This is a genomic window from Pyxidicoccus sp. M15, from assembly GCF_056858435.1.
The window spans coordinates 6,207,501-6,222,904 of record NZ_CM166495.1 but is presented as its reverse complement, the minus strand read 5'-3'; the positions used below and the strand labels follow the sequence as shown (position 1 = coordinate 6,222,904).

Here is a 15,404-nt window from a genome sequence, read left to right as displayed (position 1 = left end):
CCGGAAGCTCCCCTGGCGTCTGCAACCCGGACTCCTGCTGCGGCACGCGTTGGCAGTTCTTGGATGACGCCATCGGACTTCCGGGGGAAACGCTAGACTGGCCGCATGAGAAAGAAGCTCCTCGTCGGACTCGGCGTGCTGCTCCTCGGACTGGGCGGTTTCATCGTGAAGACGCTCGCGGACGCGGGCCAGTTCAAGCAGCTCGTCCCCCACTTCGCCGGCCGCTGCACGCCGGTGTCCGGCATGCCGGGCGCCGAGGACATCACCTTCCACCCGACGCTCGGCTACGCCTACGTCTCGTCGGATGACCGGCGCGCCACCCAGGCCGGGCGCCCCGTGCAGGGAGGCATCTACCGCCTCGACCCGGCGGGCTCCGCGCCTCCCGTGCTGCTGACCGGAGCCTTCAAGGAGTCCTTCCACCCGCATGGCCTCGGGCTCTTCGTCGCCCCGGACGGCGCGCAGACCCTGTTCGTCGTCAACCACGCGGAGGCGGGCCAGCAGCAGGTGGAGCGGTTCGAGGTTGGCGCGGACGGGATGCTCGTCCACCGCGAGACGCTGCGAGACCCGGCCCTGGTCTCCCCCAATGACGTCACGGCGGTGGACGCCAGGCGCTTCTACGTGACGAACGACCACCGCTTCCCGCCGGGCGCCATGCAGGTGATTGAGGACTACCTGCAGCTCGCCCTGGGCAACGTGCTCTATTTCGACGGCCAGGGCTTCCGGGAGGTCATCGGCGGCACGGCGTACGCCAATGGCATCAACCGCTCCGCGGACGGGCGGACGGTGTACCTGGCGCAGGTGCTCGGGCGCTCGCTGTCCGTCTACACACGGGACCTGGACTCGGGAGCACTGACGCACCGGAACACGCTCCCGCTGGGGAGCGGGCCGGACAACATCGAGGTGGATGCGCGAGGCGACCTGTGGATTGCCTCCCACCCGAAGCTGCTGGCCTTCGCGGCCCACGCGAAGGACCTGTCCGGAGCGACGCGAGCTCCCGCCCAGGTGCTGCGGCTGAAGCCCTCGGGAGATTCGTTCGAGGTGGAGGAGGTGCTCCTCGACGATGGTCGGCAGACGGCAGGCAGCGCCACGGCGGCGGTCTCCGGGAAGTGGATGCTGCTGGGCCCCGTCTTCGAACCGGAGCTGCTTCGCTGCGAGCTGCCATGAGGCCGGGGCGCTCGCTCCGCGCGTTGCTCGGCCTTGGCGCCATCCTCCTCGCCGTGAGTGCCTGCGGGCCCCGCCGCCATCCGGCCTTCCCGCCCGAGAAACACGGACTGCCGCCGGGGCTGCCTCTTACCTTCGCCCAGCTGCGTGACAGGGCGCTGCCGGCCGGGGACCGCTTCCAGATTGACGCCTACGTCGCGGGCTTCAGTGACTGTCCGCCGTGCCCTCCGCGGGCCAACTGCGCGCCCTGTCGGCGGCTCTCGACTGTCTTGTCCCTGCGCGAGGAGCCACCGCCGCACCACGCCGAGCCACCGCTGCTGAGCATCGACATCGGCGTCCATGACGGCCACGCGTTCGTGCCCGGCCGCAGGTATCGCTTCGAGATTGGCCCACCGACGCCTGACGACACCTCGGGGATGCTGTCGTACGAGGCGCCCCTGCTGCGCTACACGCCGCTTCCCCCTCCCCCGGAGGGGTGAGCGCCATATGCAGGCCCGCCGCTCAGCCGAAGGACACTGAGCGCAGCGCCCCTGAAGCCGCATCAATCCTGGAGACACATCGAGATGACGACAAAGTCCAAGATGGGCCGGTTGCTCGCATGCATGTGGGTGACGCTCGTGTTCAGCTCGTGCAGGACTGCCAGCGCGGTTGGAGTCAGCAGCGCGCGAAACGAAGGCACTCCCGATTCGCCTGCCGGGCTCCTCATCAGGAATGCGACGGAAGAACAGCGCGTCGCCATTGATGCAGCAGTTCGCGCGGTGGATGCCATATGGCGGGACCCTCGATTCTGGGAGCTTGTTCGCGAGCAGTCATTCCTGGCAGGCCCGGGAGGCGATATCGACGGTGGAGACAAGGTGGCGGAGGGCCTCGCCGCAGTGCGCCCCGAAGCCGTCGAGTACGTTGTCGGTGGTTGGCTCTGGTCCACCTGGACGGGATTCTGGTCCGGAACCACGGCATCGACGTCTTTCTGCGGAGCAGTCCAGCTCAATCGCGGTGCCATTGCGACTGGCTCCCCGAGGCTCGTCAACACGATCGCTCACGAGTTGACGCACTATCTGGGTGACGGCTCCACTCCCAATGGATGTCCTGGAGGGGGCTTCCGCTACTGGGACAAGGGGTACACCGAGGCGTCCCTCCCGTGGCTTGCCTCCTACGCGATCGGGGATCTGGCGCAATGCTTCCACGAGCAGGCCGGCGAGCGGGAGGCCGTGCTGACCTGCTTCCAGGGGCGCATCAACGCAGAGGATGGCGAGCGCAGGGCTTACGACCAGTGCTGTCTTGAAACGAAAGAGTCGGCCCTGGGTCCCGCGCGCAGGGACTCGCCCGTCTGCCAGGCCATGACATGCCAATGAACGCGGCCCGATAGCGCCCGCGTTCGTTCTCAGGTCAGCGGCCTGCGCCGACGACCGCACCGACGAGTCAGGGGCGCCCGTTCTTCACGGGCGCCCTCTTCACGCCGCCTGACGCTGAGGCGCGCGAGAGGCCTGGATGGCATCCAGCAGGCGCCGGCTCGTCTCGCGGTAGTCGAAGGAGCGCACGGCACGGTCGCGCGCGGCACGCGACATCTGCTCGCGCAGCGCGGCGTCCTGCCCGAGCCGGAGGAAGGCGTTGGCCAACCCCTCTTCATCCCCCTGGGCGACCAGCAGTCCGTCCGTCCCGTCGGAAATCATGTCCGGCGTGCCGCCGATGATGGAGCAGACCGGGGGGACGCCACACGCCATGGCCTCCATGACGGCGACGGGAGAGGCCTCGCCGAGGCCCACGCTGGAGAGCACGAAGGCATCTGCCCGGTGCAGCAGGTCCATCACCGCCGCTTCCCCGAGCGGCCCCACCATGTCCACGTGCGACTCCAGCCCGAAGCGGGCAATGGCCTCGCGGATTTCCTTCTCGTGGGGCCCCCTGCCCCCCACCGTCATGTGCGCCTTCAGCCCCCGGTCCAGCGCCTTGCGGAGCCCGGAGAAGGTATGGACGTGCCCCTTGCAGAGGTGCAGCCGGCCAATGGAGACCAGGTGGAGGCCGCGGGGGTCCTCCGCGCGCTGCGCCGGGGGGTGGAAGCGGTCGGTGTCCACGCCCATCCACAGGGTGTAGGTCCGCTCCGGAGGCAGGCCCGCGTCCTCGATGAGCTGGCGCTGCATGGGGCGCGCGGCGGCGGCCACGAACGTGGCGTCCCAGGCCTTGGCGGCGTGGTCCGTTCCGTACACCGGCAGGTCGCCGTGGAGGTGGAGGCTGTAGCGCGGGCCGCCGAGAATCCTGCAGAGCGCGAGCACGTGCGCGGCGTCCGCGGCGGAGTGGCCATGGATGTGGTCCAGCTTCCGCTCGCGCGCGTAGTGGAGGAGGTCCACCGCGCACGCCAGCATCCCCAGGGCCCGCGCCTTCTGCTTCATGTCCACCGAGAGCTTGGAGACGTACGCGAGGGCCTGGGCCACGCCCGGGAAGTCCCGCGGCGAGAGCAGCGCCGACGAGAGCCGCGGCGGGTAGAGGTACGTGGTCTCGGAGGCCGCACGCTCGGCCCATTCATGCGGACAGCCCTCCACGGGGCGCCGCGTGGAGAACACGTGCACCTCGACGCCAGCGGCGCGCAGGGCGGTGATCTCCCGCCAGAAGAAGGCGTGGGTCTGCGTGGGGAACTCTGGGATGAGCATGCCCAGGCGAAAGGGGGCGACAGTCATGGCGTGTGTTCTATCGAAAAGGGTCCGAGCCGTGGAACAACCAAAGCGCGGCGGGCCGGACGGAGGGAAGAGGTAGCAGGCAGCGTCCCCCCACGATAGACCGCCCCGGCCACGTTCGGCGCAGCCCCCCCGGAGCGCACCTCTGCGCACAGGTAGCTGCCGAGGCCCTCCACGAAGGCGCGGAGGGCGCGGCCCGCCTACCGACCGGACGCACGAGCGCCTGTTCCATCGGGGGCGCCGCGTGCCCGGTCTCGGCCTGTCGGCCCACCTCCGCTCGGCCCCTCACCTCGGGCGACCTCGGTGTCGAACGCCGGGCCGTGCCCCATCCGGCCCGAAGTGTCCCCGGGAAGGGTTCGGTCTCCCCGGCCGCGCACGACGCGCGCAGCTCAGGCGATGGCGATGGTGTGCAAATGACTGTCAGAAATCACTGTCTGCCTTTCAGGGAATCACAAGCCAATGCCTGTTCGAATGGAGTTCTGGTGCTGCTCCGTGCGGCTCCAGTTGGCGGGACAGTGGAGCATCAGGTTCCCGTCATGACCCATTGACCTGTGCACAGGACCGGGTTAGCGCCGTCCGTTCCCTTTTCCGCTCGAAAGGAGCGCACCATGGTCCGTCGTTTCCTTCCTGTTCTTCTGCAGCTCTTGCTGGTGGCCTCTCCCGCCGCTGCGCAGACCTCCCCCACCTCCATCACCTTCGATGGCTACTGGAACGAGACGCCGTCAGTGGCGCTGATCCCCGTGGGCGGCCAGGTGGTCGTCAACTATGACATCAGCCGCCTGCCGCAGTGCCGAAGCACCACCCCCTCGGGCACCCCGACCTGGACCATCACCGGCCACGTCCAGATGAACCGCGGCCCGGTGTCGAGCTTCTGGGTGGCCGGCTACGCGCCGGACGGCAACCCCGTCCAGCGCACCCTGCATCTGCCCGCGGGCGAGAGCGGCGCCCTGGTGATGTGGTTCGACATCTCGGGCCCGGGCTGCCAGGCCTGGGACTCCAACCACGGGAGCAACTACCACTTCCCCGTCGGCGCGCCGGCCATCTCCTTCAACTCGAACTGGGACGAGGTCGTCGCGGGCACCCCGAGCGCCGGCCAGACGCTCATCGTCAACTACGACGTGGCCCGCCTGCCCGAGTGCCGCGCGACGTACAACGGCCCGGCCTGGGTGATTGTCGCGCTGTACCGCTTCGACAACGGCCCCATCCAGGAGACGGTTGTCACCGGCAACGGCAGGTCCGTGGCGACGCCCATCACCGCTCCGGCCGGCGCCCGCCACCTGGAGATGTGGTTCCGCAACACGGACCGCAGCTCCTGCGTGCGCTACGACAACAACTACGGCGCCAACTACCACTTCGACGTGCAGTGAGCGGCACCGGCTGAGTCGTGAAGGTCCCCGGGGAAAGGTTGTTGAGGGCGTGATGGGGCACGCTCGTGCCCGCATCCGCGAACGTCCGCCGGAATCCGGTAAGCGGTGTCCTTCACCGCCGAGCGGAGGATGGCGGGCCGTCCCAAGCACCTTTCCCCGGGCATTCTCCGCCGATTGAGAATCGGAGGGCGCACCATGACTCCCGGCGGTCCTCGATGGACTGGCACAGGGTCCTGTCAGGACAGGTAGGTGCCGCCAAACGGCTTCAATACCAGAGGGGGCCGGGCTCACGCCCCGGGTGAGGGACCGTTCTCCCGACGGTGCGGAGATTCCGCGTCCAATACGTGTTGTCGTGCGTCATTGAAATCCCTGTTTTTAATATATTCCGGGTAGTTGATTGTTTTTGGGGCTTGGGCTACTCAGGTCCCGCTCGGGGACAGGATGGTTCCTGGGCAACCCGTCTGACATTGGAGGCGTACACCATGAGCAAGGGTATCGTGATGGCGTTGACGGCGCTGGCCGCGTTCGCGGTCGGCTGCGGCGGTGAAGTCGAGGCGGTCCAGGAGGAGGGCGCGCTGGCCTCGGTGGAGCAGGGGCTCGAGCGGGTCTGTGTGGCGCAGAGCTACGCGAGCGCCATTCCTCGCAGCAGCGGGCTCGACTACTGCCCCGCGAACCTGAGCGGTGCGACGACGCAGCTCAGCAACGGTCATCCGCTGAACATCCACTCCAACTGTGGCGGCTTCACCTACGTCATTGCTCGGAGCCTCTGGAACAGCAACTACTACTTCATGCGTCGGGACGCCCTCAGCCCCTGCTAGTTGGCGGCTCGCGACGTTCGCACGACCTCAGGCGGTACGCCTGAGGTCGCTGCGGGTGCCCCGCTGCGTTCACACCTGGAACTGCGCAGATGCGGTTAGGCTGACAGGCCACCCCGAGGAACGCCTGTGCCAATCCCGACCGCCGCAAGAAGCATCCTCCTGACGATTTCTGTCGTTCTGCTGTCTGCACCTGGCTGGGCCCAGGCACCTACCTGCTCGACGAGCCAGGTGGAGGACATGACGGGCCCGACCACGCCCGACAACATCGTGACGCGCTCGGGCGCCTACAGCGCCGCCTACGAGGCCTGGCAGGCCTTCGATGGCAATCCTTCCACCATGTGGATTTCGCCGGTGGGCCAGTCGCCGACCTGGCTTGGCTATGAATGGAGCCTGGGTGGGCCCAGGCTCATCACCCGCTACGCCATCACCTTCGCCAACGCGTCGCTCACCTCGCGCGCCCCCAGGTCCTGGACGCTCGAAGGCTTGGGCGCCTCCGGCTGGACCGTCGTCGACACGCGCAGGAATGAGACCAACTGGGCCGGTGTCGAGCGGCGTGAGTACGTGGTCGCCTCACCGGACCTCTATCGGCAGTACCGCCTGAACATCACCGACGACAACGACCCCAGCCCCGGCATCGTCGTCGTCTCCATGAGCAACCTCGAGTTCTTCGGCTGCTCCTGCTGGCCCACCGACCAGGTGCCGAGCATGACGGGCCCGACCTCTCCCAGCGGCGTGGTGACGCGCTCGGGCGTCTACAGTGCCACCTACGAAGCCTGGCAGGCGTTCGACAGGTTTCCCCACGACACCTCCACCATGTGGATCTCCCAGGTGGGTCAGGCGCCAGCGTGGATTGCCTATGACTGGAGCACCACCGGGTCCAGCACCTTCCTCTCGTACTCCATCACCTTCGCCAACGCGTCGCTCACCTCGCGCGCCCCCAGGTCCTGGACGCTGTGGGGGCTGGACGCGTTCTCCGGGGCGTGGCGCCTGCTCGACACGCGCACCAATGAGACCGCCTGGGCCGGGACCGAGCGTCGCATGTACTCGATGCAGCGGGGTTCCTACAGCAAGCTCCACCTGGAAATCACCGACGACAACGACCCCAGCCCCGGCATCGTCGTCGTCTCCCTGAGCCACCTCGAGTTCTACGGCTGCCGGTAGCGCCCGTCCGTCACCGCTTGCTCATGCCGCCCATGTCGAGAGGCCCGCCACGCTGGATGGCGCGCTGATAGGCGGGGCGGTCGTGCAGCCTATCGAGATAGGCGCCGAGGTTGGGGAGGGCGTCCAGGGCGCCCGTGGGCCGCGCCGCTTCCAGTACGAAGCTCATCTGGATGTCCGCGGCGCTGAAGCTGTTGCCCACCAGGTAGTCCCGCGTCCCGAGCGCTCCCGAGATGTAGCCGAGGTGGTTCTTCACCTCGCTGGAGATGCGCGGCTTGAGCGGCGCGCCCGCCTCGCCCAGCCGTCCCACATACAGGCCGAGCAGGAGGGGCAGCATCGCCGAGCCCTCGGCGTAGTGCAGCCAATGCACGTAGGTGTCGTACTCGGCCGAGTCCGGCGCGGGCGCGAGCCGCCCCTGCCCGTAGCGGCGCAACACGGAGTCGATGATGGCTCCGGACTCGGTGAGGACCCGCCCATCGTCCTCGAGGACCGGTGACTTGCCGAGCGGATGGATGGCCTTGAGCTCGGGAGGCGCGAGTTTCGTCTTCGGGTCGCGCGGGTAGATGACGAGCTCGTAGTCGAGCCCCAGCTCCTCCAGGAGCCAGAGGATGCGCTGCGAACGGGAGTTCACGAGGTGGTGCAGTTTGAGCACGGCGCCACGCTACCCCGTGGGCTCGCCCTTGTCCTCGCCCACCCTGCTCCGGCCGCGCCCTGTCGGCGGTGTATCCTCGCCCCGTCCCGGAGCGCCCATGCCGCGCTCCGGAGCGGAGCGGAGATACCAGTGACTCGCGGTGCTCGGAACGGAGGCGGGATGCGCGGGGGGAAGCTCGTGGGGTGGGTCGCCTGTCTCGTCCTCCTCGGAGGCGTGGGCCCATGGGGCGCGCCGCCGCCCGCCGGGGCCTGGCAACTTCCGCCCGTCAGCGACGGAGGCGTGGATGCCACCACCCCCGAGCGCCCCGTCGAGCAATTGCGCGACGCGCTCCAGACACGCCGCTCACCGGCCGCGCGGCAACTGCGGCTCGCCCTCGAGGCCGGCCCGCGCCAGCCCGCGGAGGTCCTGCGCGTCGCGGCGCTCCTGCAAGAAGACCCGCTCTTCCTCCCCTACGGCCTCCAGCTCGAGGCCGCGAGCGCACGCACCATGGCGAGGGAGCTCCTCGCCGGAGGCAAGCCCGTGGAGGCGCTGGCGGCGGCGACGCGGGCCCTCGCGCTCTACCAGCGTGCCGCAGAGAGCTGCCCGTCCCCCGTCGCGACGAGGAAGCTGCCGGAGGAGCTCGGGAGGACCGAGGCCCTGGCGGGAGAGGCCCACCACGGGCAGCAACAATGGGCGGAGTCCCAGCGGCTCTACGAGAGCGCCTTCGAGCACTTCGCCGCCGCCGAGCTGCTGAGGAGCTTCCTGCCGGAGACGCTCGGTCGCTACGCGGAGTCGTGCGCGCGGCAGGCGAAGCCCTCGGTCTCCCCCGCCTGCGTGGAGTGGCTCCGCCGCTTCGTCCAACTGGAAGCGCGAGGCTCTCCCAAGAGCCAGGCCATCGCGAAGCACGTCCCCCTCGAGTCGCTCGGCCCCTTCCCTGCCCCGAAGCCCCGGACACCCGCCGCGGCTGTCGTGGCCCCGGACACCCAGGCGTTCGCGGAAGCGATGGCGCTCTACCGGGCGCGGAAGTTCGGGGCCGCCGCCACCGCGTTCCAGGCCCTGACGGAAACGTACCCCACGTCGGCCCATGTCCTCCGCGCTCGCTACTGGCGGGGACGCGCGCTCGGCCGGAGCAAGCAGCTCAAGGAGTCCAGGGCCGTGCTCGGGGCGCTCGTGGAGGACGCGCCCCTCACCTGGTACGGCCTGCTCGCGGCGGGAGACTCGGGGGCGGACCTCCAGGCGCGCATCTCCTCCACCCCGGCGAGGGCGGCGGCGCGGGACGCGGCGCTCGTCCCGTGCGAGCAGCAGCGCCTGGAGCGGGCCGAACACTTCCTGGCCGAGGGCATGGCCCCGCTCGCGGCGGAGGAGCTGCAGGGGCTGGCGACGCGAGAGCCGGCGCGGCTCGGCTCTTCCTTCCTGCTGTACGTCGCGATGCTGCACTCGGAGGCCGGGGACGACCCGGCGGCGTTCCAGGTGGTCAGCGAGCTGCTGCGGAGGAAGCATCCCGACGCGCTCACGCCATTCGCCCTCCGGCTGCTCTTCCCGCCCAGGCACCTGGAGCTGGTCCAGAAGTACGCGGCCGAGCACGGGCTGGAGCCCGCGCTGGTGCTGAGCGTGATGAAGCAGGAGTCCTCCTTCCGCACCAACGCCGAGTCCGGACAGGGCGCGCTCGGGCTGATGCAGCTCTTGCCGGGCACCGCGGAGGGACTGGAGAAGGGCGCGAGCGGGCAGCTCCTCCAGGTGGAGCCCAACATCCGCGTCGGCACGAAGTACCTGCGCTATCTGCTCGACTACTTCTGCGGCAACCGCGCCTTCGCGCTCGCCAGCTACAACGCGGGGATGGGGCGGGTGAACGGCTGGAAGAAGCAGGGGCTGCTGGGGACGGACCTCATCGACTTCGTCGAGTCCCTCCCCGTGCGGGAGACGCGCGACTACGTGGCGCAGATCATCCGCAACCACTACTGGTACTCGTCGCGGGTCATCGACACGAAGGCGCGTCCGTTGGACCACTTCTGGGCCTCGGGCGCGAAGGCGAAGACGGGGCGCTGCGCGCCCAAGAAGGCCCAGAAGGCGCCCGCCAGGAAACAGTCCTCCAAGCGGTGACTTGCGGCGGGTCCGACGCCAGGGAGGGGAAGGCAGGCGTGAGCAGGGCCCGGCAGGAGCCCCGGTGCAACCGCATGGCAACACCGGCTCTGGACCTTCGGGTCGAGCGCCCGCTGCCAGTCAGCGAACGGGAGCCTACCCTCGGGTGTGTGCCTCGATGAGGAGCGGCGCCGTCGTCGGCATCGAGGGCCGCTTCCGGAGGTTCGCATGGAACGCCTTCTCACCCGCGCTCCGCGGTCCGCGCCGACGCACCGTGCCTGGCGTGTGAGCCGTCCCACGCCGCGCTGGCTGCATTGCACGTTGTCGGGGTCCTGGGTCGCGCTGGTCTTCGCCTGCCTGTCCTTCACCCCGTCCCTGCTGCCGCGCAACGGGCTCTTCCAGGGGTTCGTCAGCGGCATCAGCGCGGTCATCGGCTACGGGCTGGGAGTCCTCGGCGCCTGGCTGTGGCGAGAGCTCGTCAACCGTCCTCCAAGGGCCCCCCGCCCGCGAGCATGGCAGGCCCTCTTCGTCATGGGAGGTGTGGCCCTGGCCGGCGCGCTGCTGCTGGGCTGGCACTGGCAGCGCCGCATCCGCGAGCTCATGGACGTCCCCCACCCCGACAGCGCGGACTACCTGCTCGCCCCCGTCGTCGCGGCGGCTGTCTTCTTCGGGGTCCTCACCCTGGGGCGGGGCCTGCGGGCGGTGTACCGCCGGCTGGACGCGCTGCTCTCGCGGCACATCGGTCCTCGCGCGGCCCGGGCGATGAGCGGGCTGGCGGTGGTGGTGCTCACCGCCCTGGTGGCCAGCGGACTGCTCTGGGACGGGCTCATCGCCGCGGCGGACCGCACCCTGGCCGTGCAGGACACGGAGACCGACGAGGGCGTCGTCCCGCCCCGCGGCGCGCTGCGCTCCGGAGGCCCGGGCTCCCTGGTGGCCTGGGAGTCGCTGGGACGGGAGGGGCGCAACTTCGTGGGACGCGGCCCCACGGTGGACGAGCTCTCCGCCTTCAGCGGGACGACCGCGAAGGAGCCCATCCGCGTGTACGCCGGCTACGCCTCCGCACCGGACGCCGAGGCCCGCGCCGAGCTCGCGGTCAGGGACCTGGAGCGCGCAGGCGGCTTCGAGCGCGCCCACCTGCTGGTCGTCACCACGACGGGCAGTGGCTGGGTGGTGCCAGAGGCCGTGGCCGCCTTCGAGTACGTGACGGCGGGTGACTCCGCGATTGTCGCCACGCAGTACTCGCACCTGTGGTCGTGGCTGTCCGTCCTCGTCGACCAGGAGCGGGCGCGTGAGGCGGGCCGCGCGCTCTTCGATGCCGTCTACGAGCGCTGGGCGAGACTTCCCGCGGGCCAGCGCCCGAAGCTGCTGGTGTTCGGAGAGAGCCTGGGCTCCTACGGAGGCGAGACGGCCTTCAGCGGCGAGCGCGACCTGGCCAACCGTACCGACGGGGTGCTGTTCGTCGGACCGCCCAACTTCAACACCCTGTACCGCGAGTTCACCGACCACCGTGACGCCAGCAGTCCCGAGGTGGAGCCCATCTACCGGGACGGCCGCATCGTGCGCTTCAGCCGCAGGCCGGGCGTGGAGATTCCGCCGGCGTCCGCCCCGTGGGGTGACTCCCGGGTGCTGTACCTGCTCCACCCTTCCGACCCCATCATCTGGTGGAGCCCCTCGCTCCTGCTGAAGCGGCCGGATTGGCTGCGGGAGCCCCGTGGCGATGACGTCCTGGAACGGATGGTGTGGTTGCCCTTCGTCACGTTCTGGCAGGTGACGGCCGACCTGCCGCTGGGCATGTCGGTGCCGCCTGGTTACGGGCACGTGTACACCGGCGAGCACGTGGATGGCTGGGTGGCGCTCCTGCGTCCCGACGGCTGGACCGAGCAGAAGTCGGAGCGGTTGAGAGCGCTGCTGACACCATCCCGCCATGCGATTGCAGATGTCGCAGTCCATACCGAAGGTTGAGCCGGACTGGACGATGCATCGCGGATCGCGACGTCCGGCAAGCGGGTGGCCCCCCAGGCTTCCCACCCCGCTTCACGAGGTATGCATGAGCCCTCTCATCCTCATCTTCACGGTCATCTCCCAGGCTCCCACGCCTCCGCCCGACGACGCGGCGGAGGACGCTCCCCCGCCGACGCGAGTCGAGGCCGAAGAGGAAGAGGAGGACGAGGGCCCCTGGACGGGCTCCGCCGGGCTCGGCATGTCCTTCTTCACCGGCAACTCCCGCGCCTTCACCGTGACAGGCGACGCCATGGCGGAGCTCGACACTCCGGAGTGGGCGCTCACCCTGGAAGCGGATGGTGCCTACGGAGAGGCCGCGGAAGGTGACGACGCGGAGCGGGAGCTCACGGCCAAGACGCTCGGCGGGTGGGCACGCGGAGAATATCGCGTGAACCCCCTGCTCAGCGCCTACACGTTCGTCGGCGCCCAGACCGACCACCCCGCCAGCCTCGAGCTGCGCTCCGAGGTGGAGCTGGGTATCGGCATCACCCTCCTGGAGCAGGAGGAGAAGTCGAACGAGCTGTTCCTGCGCGGCTACATCGGTGGGAGCTATGCCAGGGACCGCAGGTTCCAGTACGTCCCCACGCGCGAGGAGCTCCCGGATGTGACGCTGTGGTCTCCCGCGTTCGGCGTGGCCTTTCGCTACGACATCAACGACCACGTGGAGCTCCGGGAGGACGCCCTGCTGCTTCCGGACGTCTTCGGCGACACCCGCGTGCTGTTCGACTCCACCACGAAGCTCGCCGTGCACCTGACGGAGCGCTTCTCGCTCACCACGTTCTTCGAACTGCAACACGACAGCTCTCCCGCGGAGGGGAAGGTGCCCACGGACACCTCTCTCTCGCTGGGGGGCGAGCTATCGCTCTGAGAAAGGATTGGAGCTCCCATGAGCAAGGCGGCGCATTTCGACGATATCCACCTCGAAGACGAGGCGAAGAAGAAGCAGCCAGCGAAGCCGCCGAAGAAGAAGGGCATGGCGCGGGTGCTGGACACGGTGGAGCGGGTGGGCAACAAGGTCCCCCACCCGGCGGTGATCTTCGTCGTGCTGATTGGCGTCGTGATGGTGCTCTCCCACGTCTTCTACCTCCTGGGAGCCAGCGTCACCTACGAGACCATCAACCCGGAGACCCACGCGGTGGAGCAGACGACCACCGCCGCGCAAAGCCTGCTCACCGGCGAGGGGCTGCGCTTCATGTTCGCGGGCGTCGTCCAGAACTTCATGAACTTCAACGCCGTCGGCGTCATCATCGTGGCCATGCTGGGCGTCGGTGTCGCCGACTCGGCGGGCCTGGTGGGCGCGTTGATCCGCAAGCTGGTGGCGGTCGCCCCTCGCAAGGCCCTGACGTACATCCTGGTGTTCGTCGGCATCCTGTCGAGCATCGCGGCGGATGCCGGCTACCTGGTGCTGATTCCCCTGGCGGCGGCGGCCTACCTCACCGTGGGCAGGCATCCGCTGGCGGGCCTGGCGGCGTCCTTCGCCGGCGTCGCCGCGGTCTTCACCGTCAACATCCTGATCAAACCGCTCGACGGCATCCTGACCGAGATCACCAACGACGCCATCCACATCATGGCTCCCGACCGCTCCATCGACCTGACGGCGAACTTCTGGTTCTCCGCCGCGTCGGTCGTCATGCTGACCGTCGCGGTCGCCCTCATCAGCGACAAGATCATCGAGCCCCGGCTGGGGGAATACAAAGGCGAGAAGCCGGCCGAGGTGGGAGCGAAGCTGTCCGCGGATGAGTCGCGGGGGCTGAAGTTCGCGTTCTGGGGGCTCATCGGGGTCCTGGTGTTCTTCGGCCTGCTGGCGCTGCCCCCGGGAGCGCCGCTGCGCAACCCGGAGACGGGCGCCCTCGTCGGAGACTCGCCGTTCATGAACGGCCTCATCGTCGCCATCACCGTGCTGTTCCTGGTGACGGGAGCCGCCTACGGCATCGGCGCGAGGACCATCAAGAACAGCGTGGACGTCATCAAGGCCATGGAGAAGGCCGTCGCCGGGCTGGGCAGCCTCATCTTCCTGCTGTTCATCATCAGCCAGTTCATCGCCTTCTTCACCTACTCCAACATGGCGACGCTCGCGGCCGTGAAGGTGGGTGATGCCCTGGAGCACGCGGGGCTCGGCGCCGTTCCGCTGCTCATCGGCTTCGTGGTGGTCGTCGCCCTCCTCGACCTCATCATGACGGGCGCAATCCCCAAGTGGGCCATCTTCGCGCCCGTCTTCGTGCCGCTGCTGATGCGGCTGAACGTCGACCCCGAAGCCGTGCTGGCCGCCTACCGCGTGGGAGATGGGCCGTTCAATGCCATCTCCCCGCTGAACGCATACTTCGCGCTGATCGTGACGTTCGCCCAGAAGTACCAGAAGGAGGCGGGCGTGGGGACCGTCGTGGCGCTGATGCTGCCCTACGTCGTGATCGTCTTCGCCATCTGGATCGTCATGCTCGTGGGCTGGCACCTGCTGGGGCTTCCGTGGGGGCTCGGGTGAGCCACCGCTGATTCCGGCGGACGTTCGAGCGGAAGCGAGGCAGCCATGTCGAGAGTGCGTATTCTGGCCACGGGCGGCACCATCGCGGGGAAGGCCGGGTCCGAGGTGGACCCGGGCTACACCTCCGGTGAGGTCGCCGTGGAGGGGCTCATCAACGCCGTCCCCGGGCTGCGCGCGCTGGCGCAGCTCCAGGGAGAGCAGGTGGCCCAGGTCGGCAGCCAGGACATGAACGACGCCCTCTGGCTGCGGCTGGCGGCCCGGGTGGGTGCGCTGTTCGCCGCCAACGAGGCCGACGGCGTCGTCATCACCCACGGCACGGACACGGTGGAGGAGACCGGCTATTTCCTCCACCTGGTGGTGAAGAGCCCGCGTCCGGTGGTCCTCACGGGCGCCATGCGGCCGGCCACCGCGCTGAGCGCGGACGGGCCGCTCAACCTCTACAACGCGGTCGCCGTCGCCGCGGACCCCGAGGCGCGCGGCCGGGGAGCCATCGTGGTCCTGAACGACGACCTCCACTGTGCGCGCGACGTGACGAAGGCCAGCACCACGGACGTGCACACGTTCATCTCGCCGGGCCCGGGGCTGCTGGGCAGCGCCAGCTATGGGCGCATCCGCTACTTCCGCCAGCCCCCGCACCCGCACTCCGTCGCTTCGGAGTTCTCGGTGGAAGGCCTCGAGCGCCTGCCCCGGGTCGACATCCTCCATGCCCACGCCAACATGCCCGCCGACCTGGTGCGTGCCAGCGTCGCGGCGGGGGCGCGCGGCATCGTGGTGGCGGGGATGGGCAACGGCAACGTGTCCACGGAAGCGGCGGGCGCGCTCGCCGAGGCGGCCAGGACGGGAGTCGTCGTCGTGCGCAGCACGCGCGTCGTCAGCGGCGACGTGGGCCGGAACATCGAGATGGACGACGACGCGCTGGGCCTGGTGGCCGCGGACCAGCTCAACCCGCAGAAGAGCCGCGTGCTGCTCCAGTTGTGCCTGGCCAGGGGCATGGGCCCCGGCGCCGTGCAGGAGGCGTTCTACCGCTACTAGCTGTCTCTCACC

At 69.3% G+C, this 15,404-nt stretch carries 13 protein-coding genes; 11 read left to right on the top strand and 2 right to left on the bottom strand.

Annotated features, from left to right (window positions below):
* Positions 1-105 precede the first annotated feature (105 nt).
* From ACX9TP_RS23345 to ACX9TP_RS23335, 3 genes are all read left to right on the top strand, one after another.
* The gene (locus tag ACX9TP_RS23345; RefSeq protein ID WP_482981936.1) at positions 106-1,164 is read left to right on the top strand and encodes a strictosidine synthase family protein; all 1,059 of its coding nucleotides are present in this window, start codon (positions 106-108) and stop codon (positions 1,162-1,164) included.
* A complete protein-coding gene (locus tag ACX9TP_RS23340) occupies positions 1,161-1,640 on the top strand; it encodes a hypothetical protein (RefSeq protein ID WP_482981935.1) in 480 nt (159 codons plus the stop codon). Before ACX9TP_RS23345 ends, ACX9TP_RS23340 begins: the two co-directional genes overlap by 4 nt.
* An 84-nt stretch (positions 1,641-1,724) precedes the next feature.
* On the top strand, positions 1,725-2,513 hold the full coding sequence (locus tag ACX9TP_RS23335; protein ID WP_482981934.1) for a hypothetical protein: 789 nt from the start codon (positions 1,725-1,727) through the stop codon (positions 2,511-2,513).
* Between the two features lie 99 nt (positions 2,514-2,612).
* Here the strand turns inward: ACX9TP_RS23335 and ACX9TP_RS23330 are convergent, their stop codons facing one another.
* Positions 2,613-3,830 (bottom strand): glycosyltransferase family 4 protein, encoded by a 1,218-nt coding sequence (locus tag ACX9TP_RS23330; RefSeq protein ID WP_482981933.1) that lies wholly within the window; start codon positions 3,828-3,830, stop codon positions 2,613-2,615.
* A 605-nt stretch (positions 3,831-4,435) separates the two neighbouring features.
* On the opposite strand from ACX9TP_RS23330, the gene ACX9TP_RS23325 reads away from it, so the two are divergent.
* The 3 genes from ACX9TP_RS23325 (at position 4,436) to ACX9TP_RS23315 (ending at position 7,173) form a co-directional block, all read left to right on the top strand.
* A complete protein-coding gene (locus ACX9TP_RS23325; RefSeq protein WP_482981932.1) occupies positions 4,436-5,194 on the top strand; it encodes a DUF6209 family protein in 759 nt (252 codons plus the stop codon).
* A 482-nt stretch (positions 5,195-5,676) separates the two neighbouring features.
* Positions 5,677-6,012, top strand: coding sequence for a hypothetical protein (locus ACX9TP_RS23320; RefSeq protein WP_482981931.1), 336 nt, complete (start codon positions 5,677-5,679; stop codon positions 6,010-6,012).
* Positions 6,013-6,249: 237 nt separating this feature from the next.
* On the top strand, positions 6,250-7,173 hold the full coding sequence (locus tag ACX9TP_RS23315) for a discoidin domain-containing protein (protein WP_482981930.1): 924 nt from the start codon (positions 6,250-6,252) through the stop codon (positions 7,171-7,173).
* Positions 7,174-7,183: 10 nt separating this feature from the next.
* On the opposite strand, the gene ACX9TP_RS23310 is transcribed toward ACX9TP_RS23315, so the two are convergent.
* The gene (locus ACX9TP_RS23310; protein ID WP_482981929.1) at positions 7,184-7,801 is read right to left on the bottom strand and encodes a glutathione S-transferase family protein; all 618 of its coding nucleotides are present in this window, start codon (positions 7,799-7,801) and stop codon (positions 7,184-7,186) included.
* 180 nt (positions 7,802-7,981) lie between these two features.
* Here ACX9TP_RS23310 and ACX9TP_RS23305 point away from each other — a divergent pair, with 180 nt between their 5' ends.
* From ACX9TP_RS23305 to ACX9TP_RS23285, 5 genes are all read left to right on the top strand, one after another.
* Positions 7,982-9,901 (top strand): transglycosylase SLT domain-containing protein, encoded by a 1,920-nt coding sequence (locus ACX9TP_RS23305; protein WP_482981928.1) that lies wholly within the window; start codon positions 7,982-7,984, stop codon positions 9,899-9,901.
* Positions 9,902-10,201: 300 nt separating this feature from the next.
* Positions 10,202-11,842 (top strand): alpha/beta hydrolase, encoded by a 1,641-nt coding sequence (locus tag ACX9TP_RS23300; protein ID WP_482981927.1) that lies wholly within the window; start codon positions 10,202-10,204, stop codon positions 11,840-11,842.
* Positions 11,843-11,927: 85 nt separating this feature from the next.
* Entirely contained in the window at positions 11,928-12,749 is an 822-nt protein-coding gene (locus ACX9TP_RS23295) for a DUF481 domain-containing protein (RefSeq protein ID WP_482981926.1), read from the top strand.
* A gap of 18 nt (positions 12,750-12,767) precedes the next feature.
* On the top strand, positions 12,768-14,360 hold the full coding sequence (locus tag ACX9TP_RS23290; RefSeq protein WP_482981925.1) for an AbgT family transporter: 1,593 nt from the start codon (positions 12,768-12,770) through the stop codon (positions 14,358-14,360).
* Positions 14,361-14,405: 45 nt separating this feature from the next.
* Positions 14,406-15,392: a type II asparaginase gene (locus ACX9TP_RS23285; protein ID WP_482981924.1), complete on the top strand. Its 987-nt coding sequence runs from the start codon at positions 14,406-14,408 to the stop codon at positions 15,390-15,392.
* Positions 15,393-15,404 lie beyond the last annotated feature (12 nt).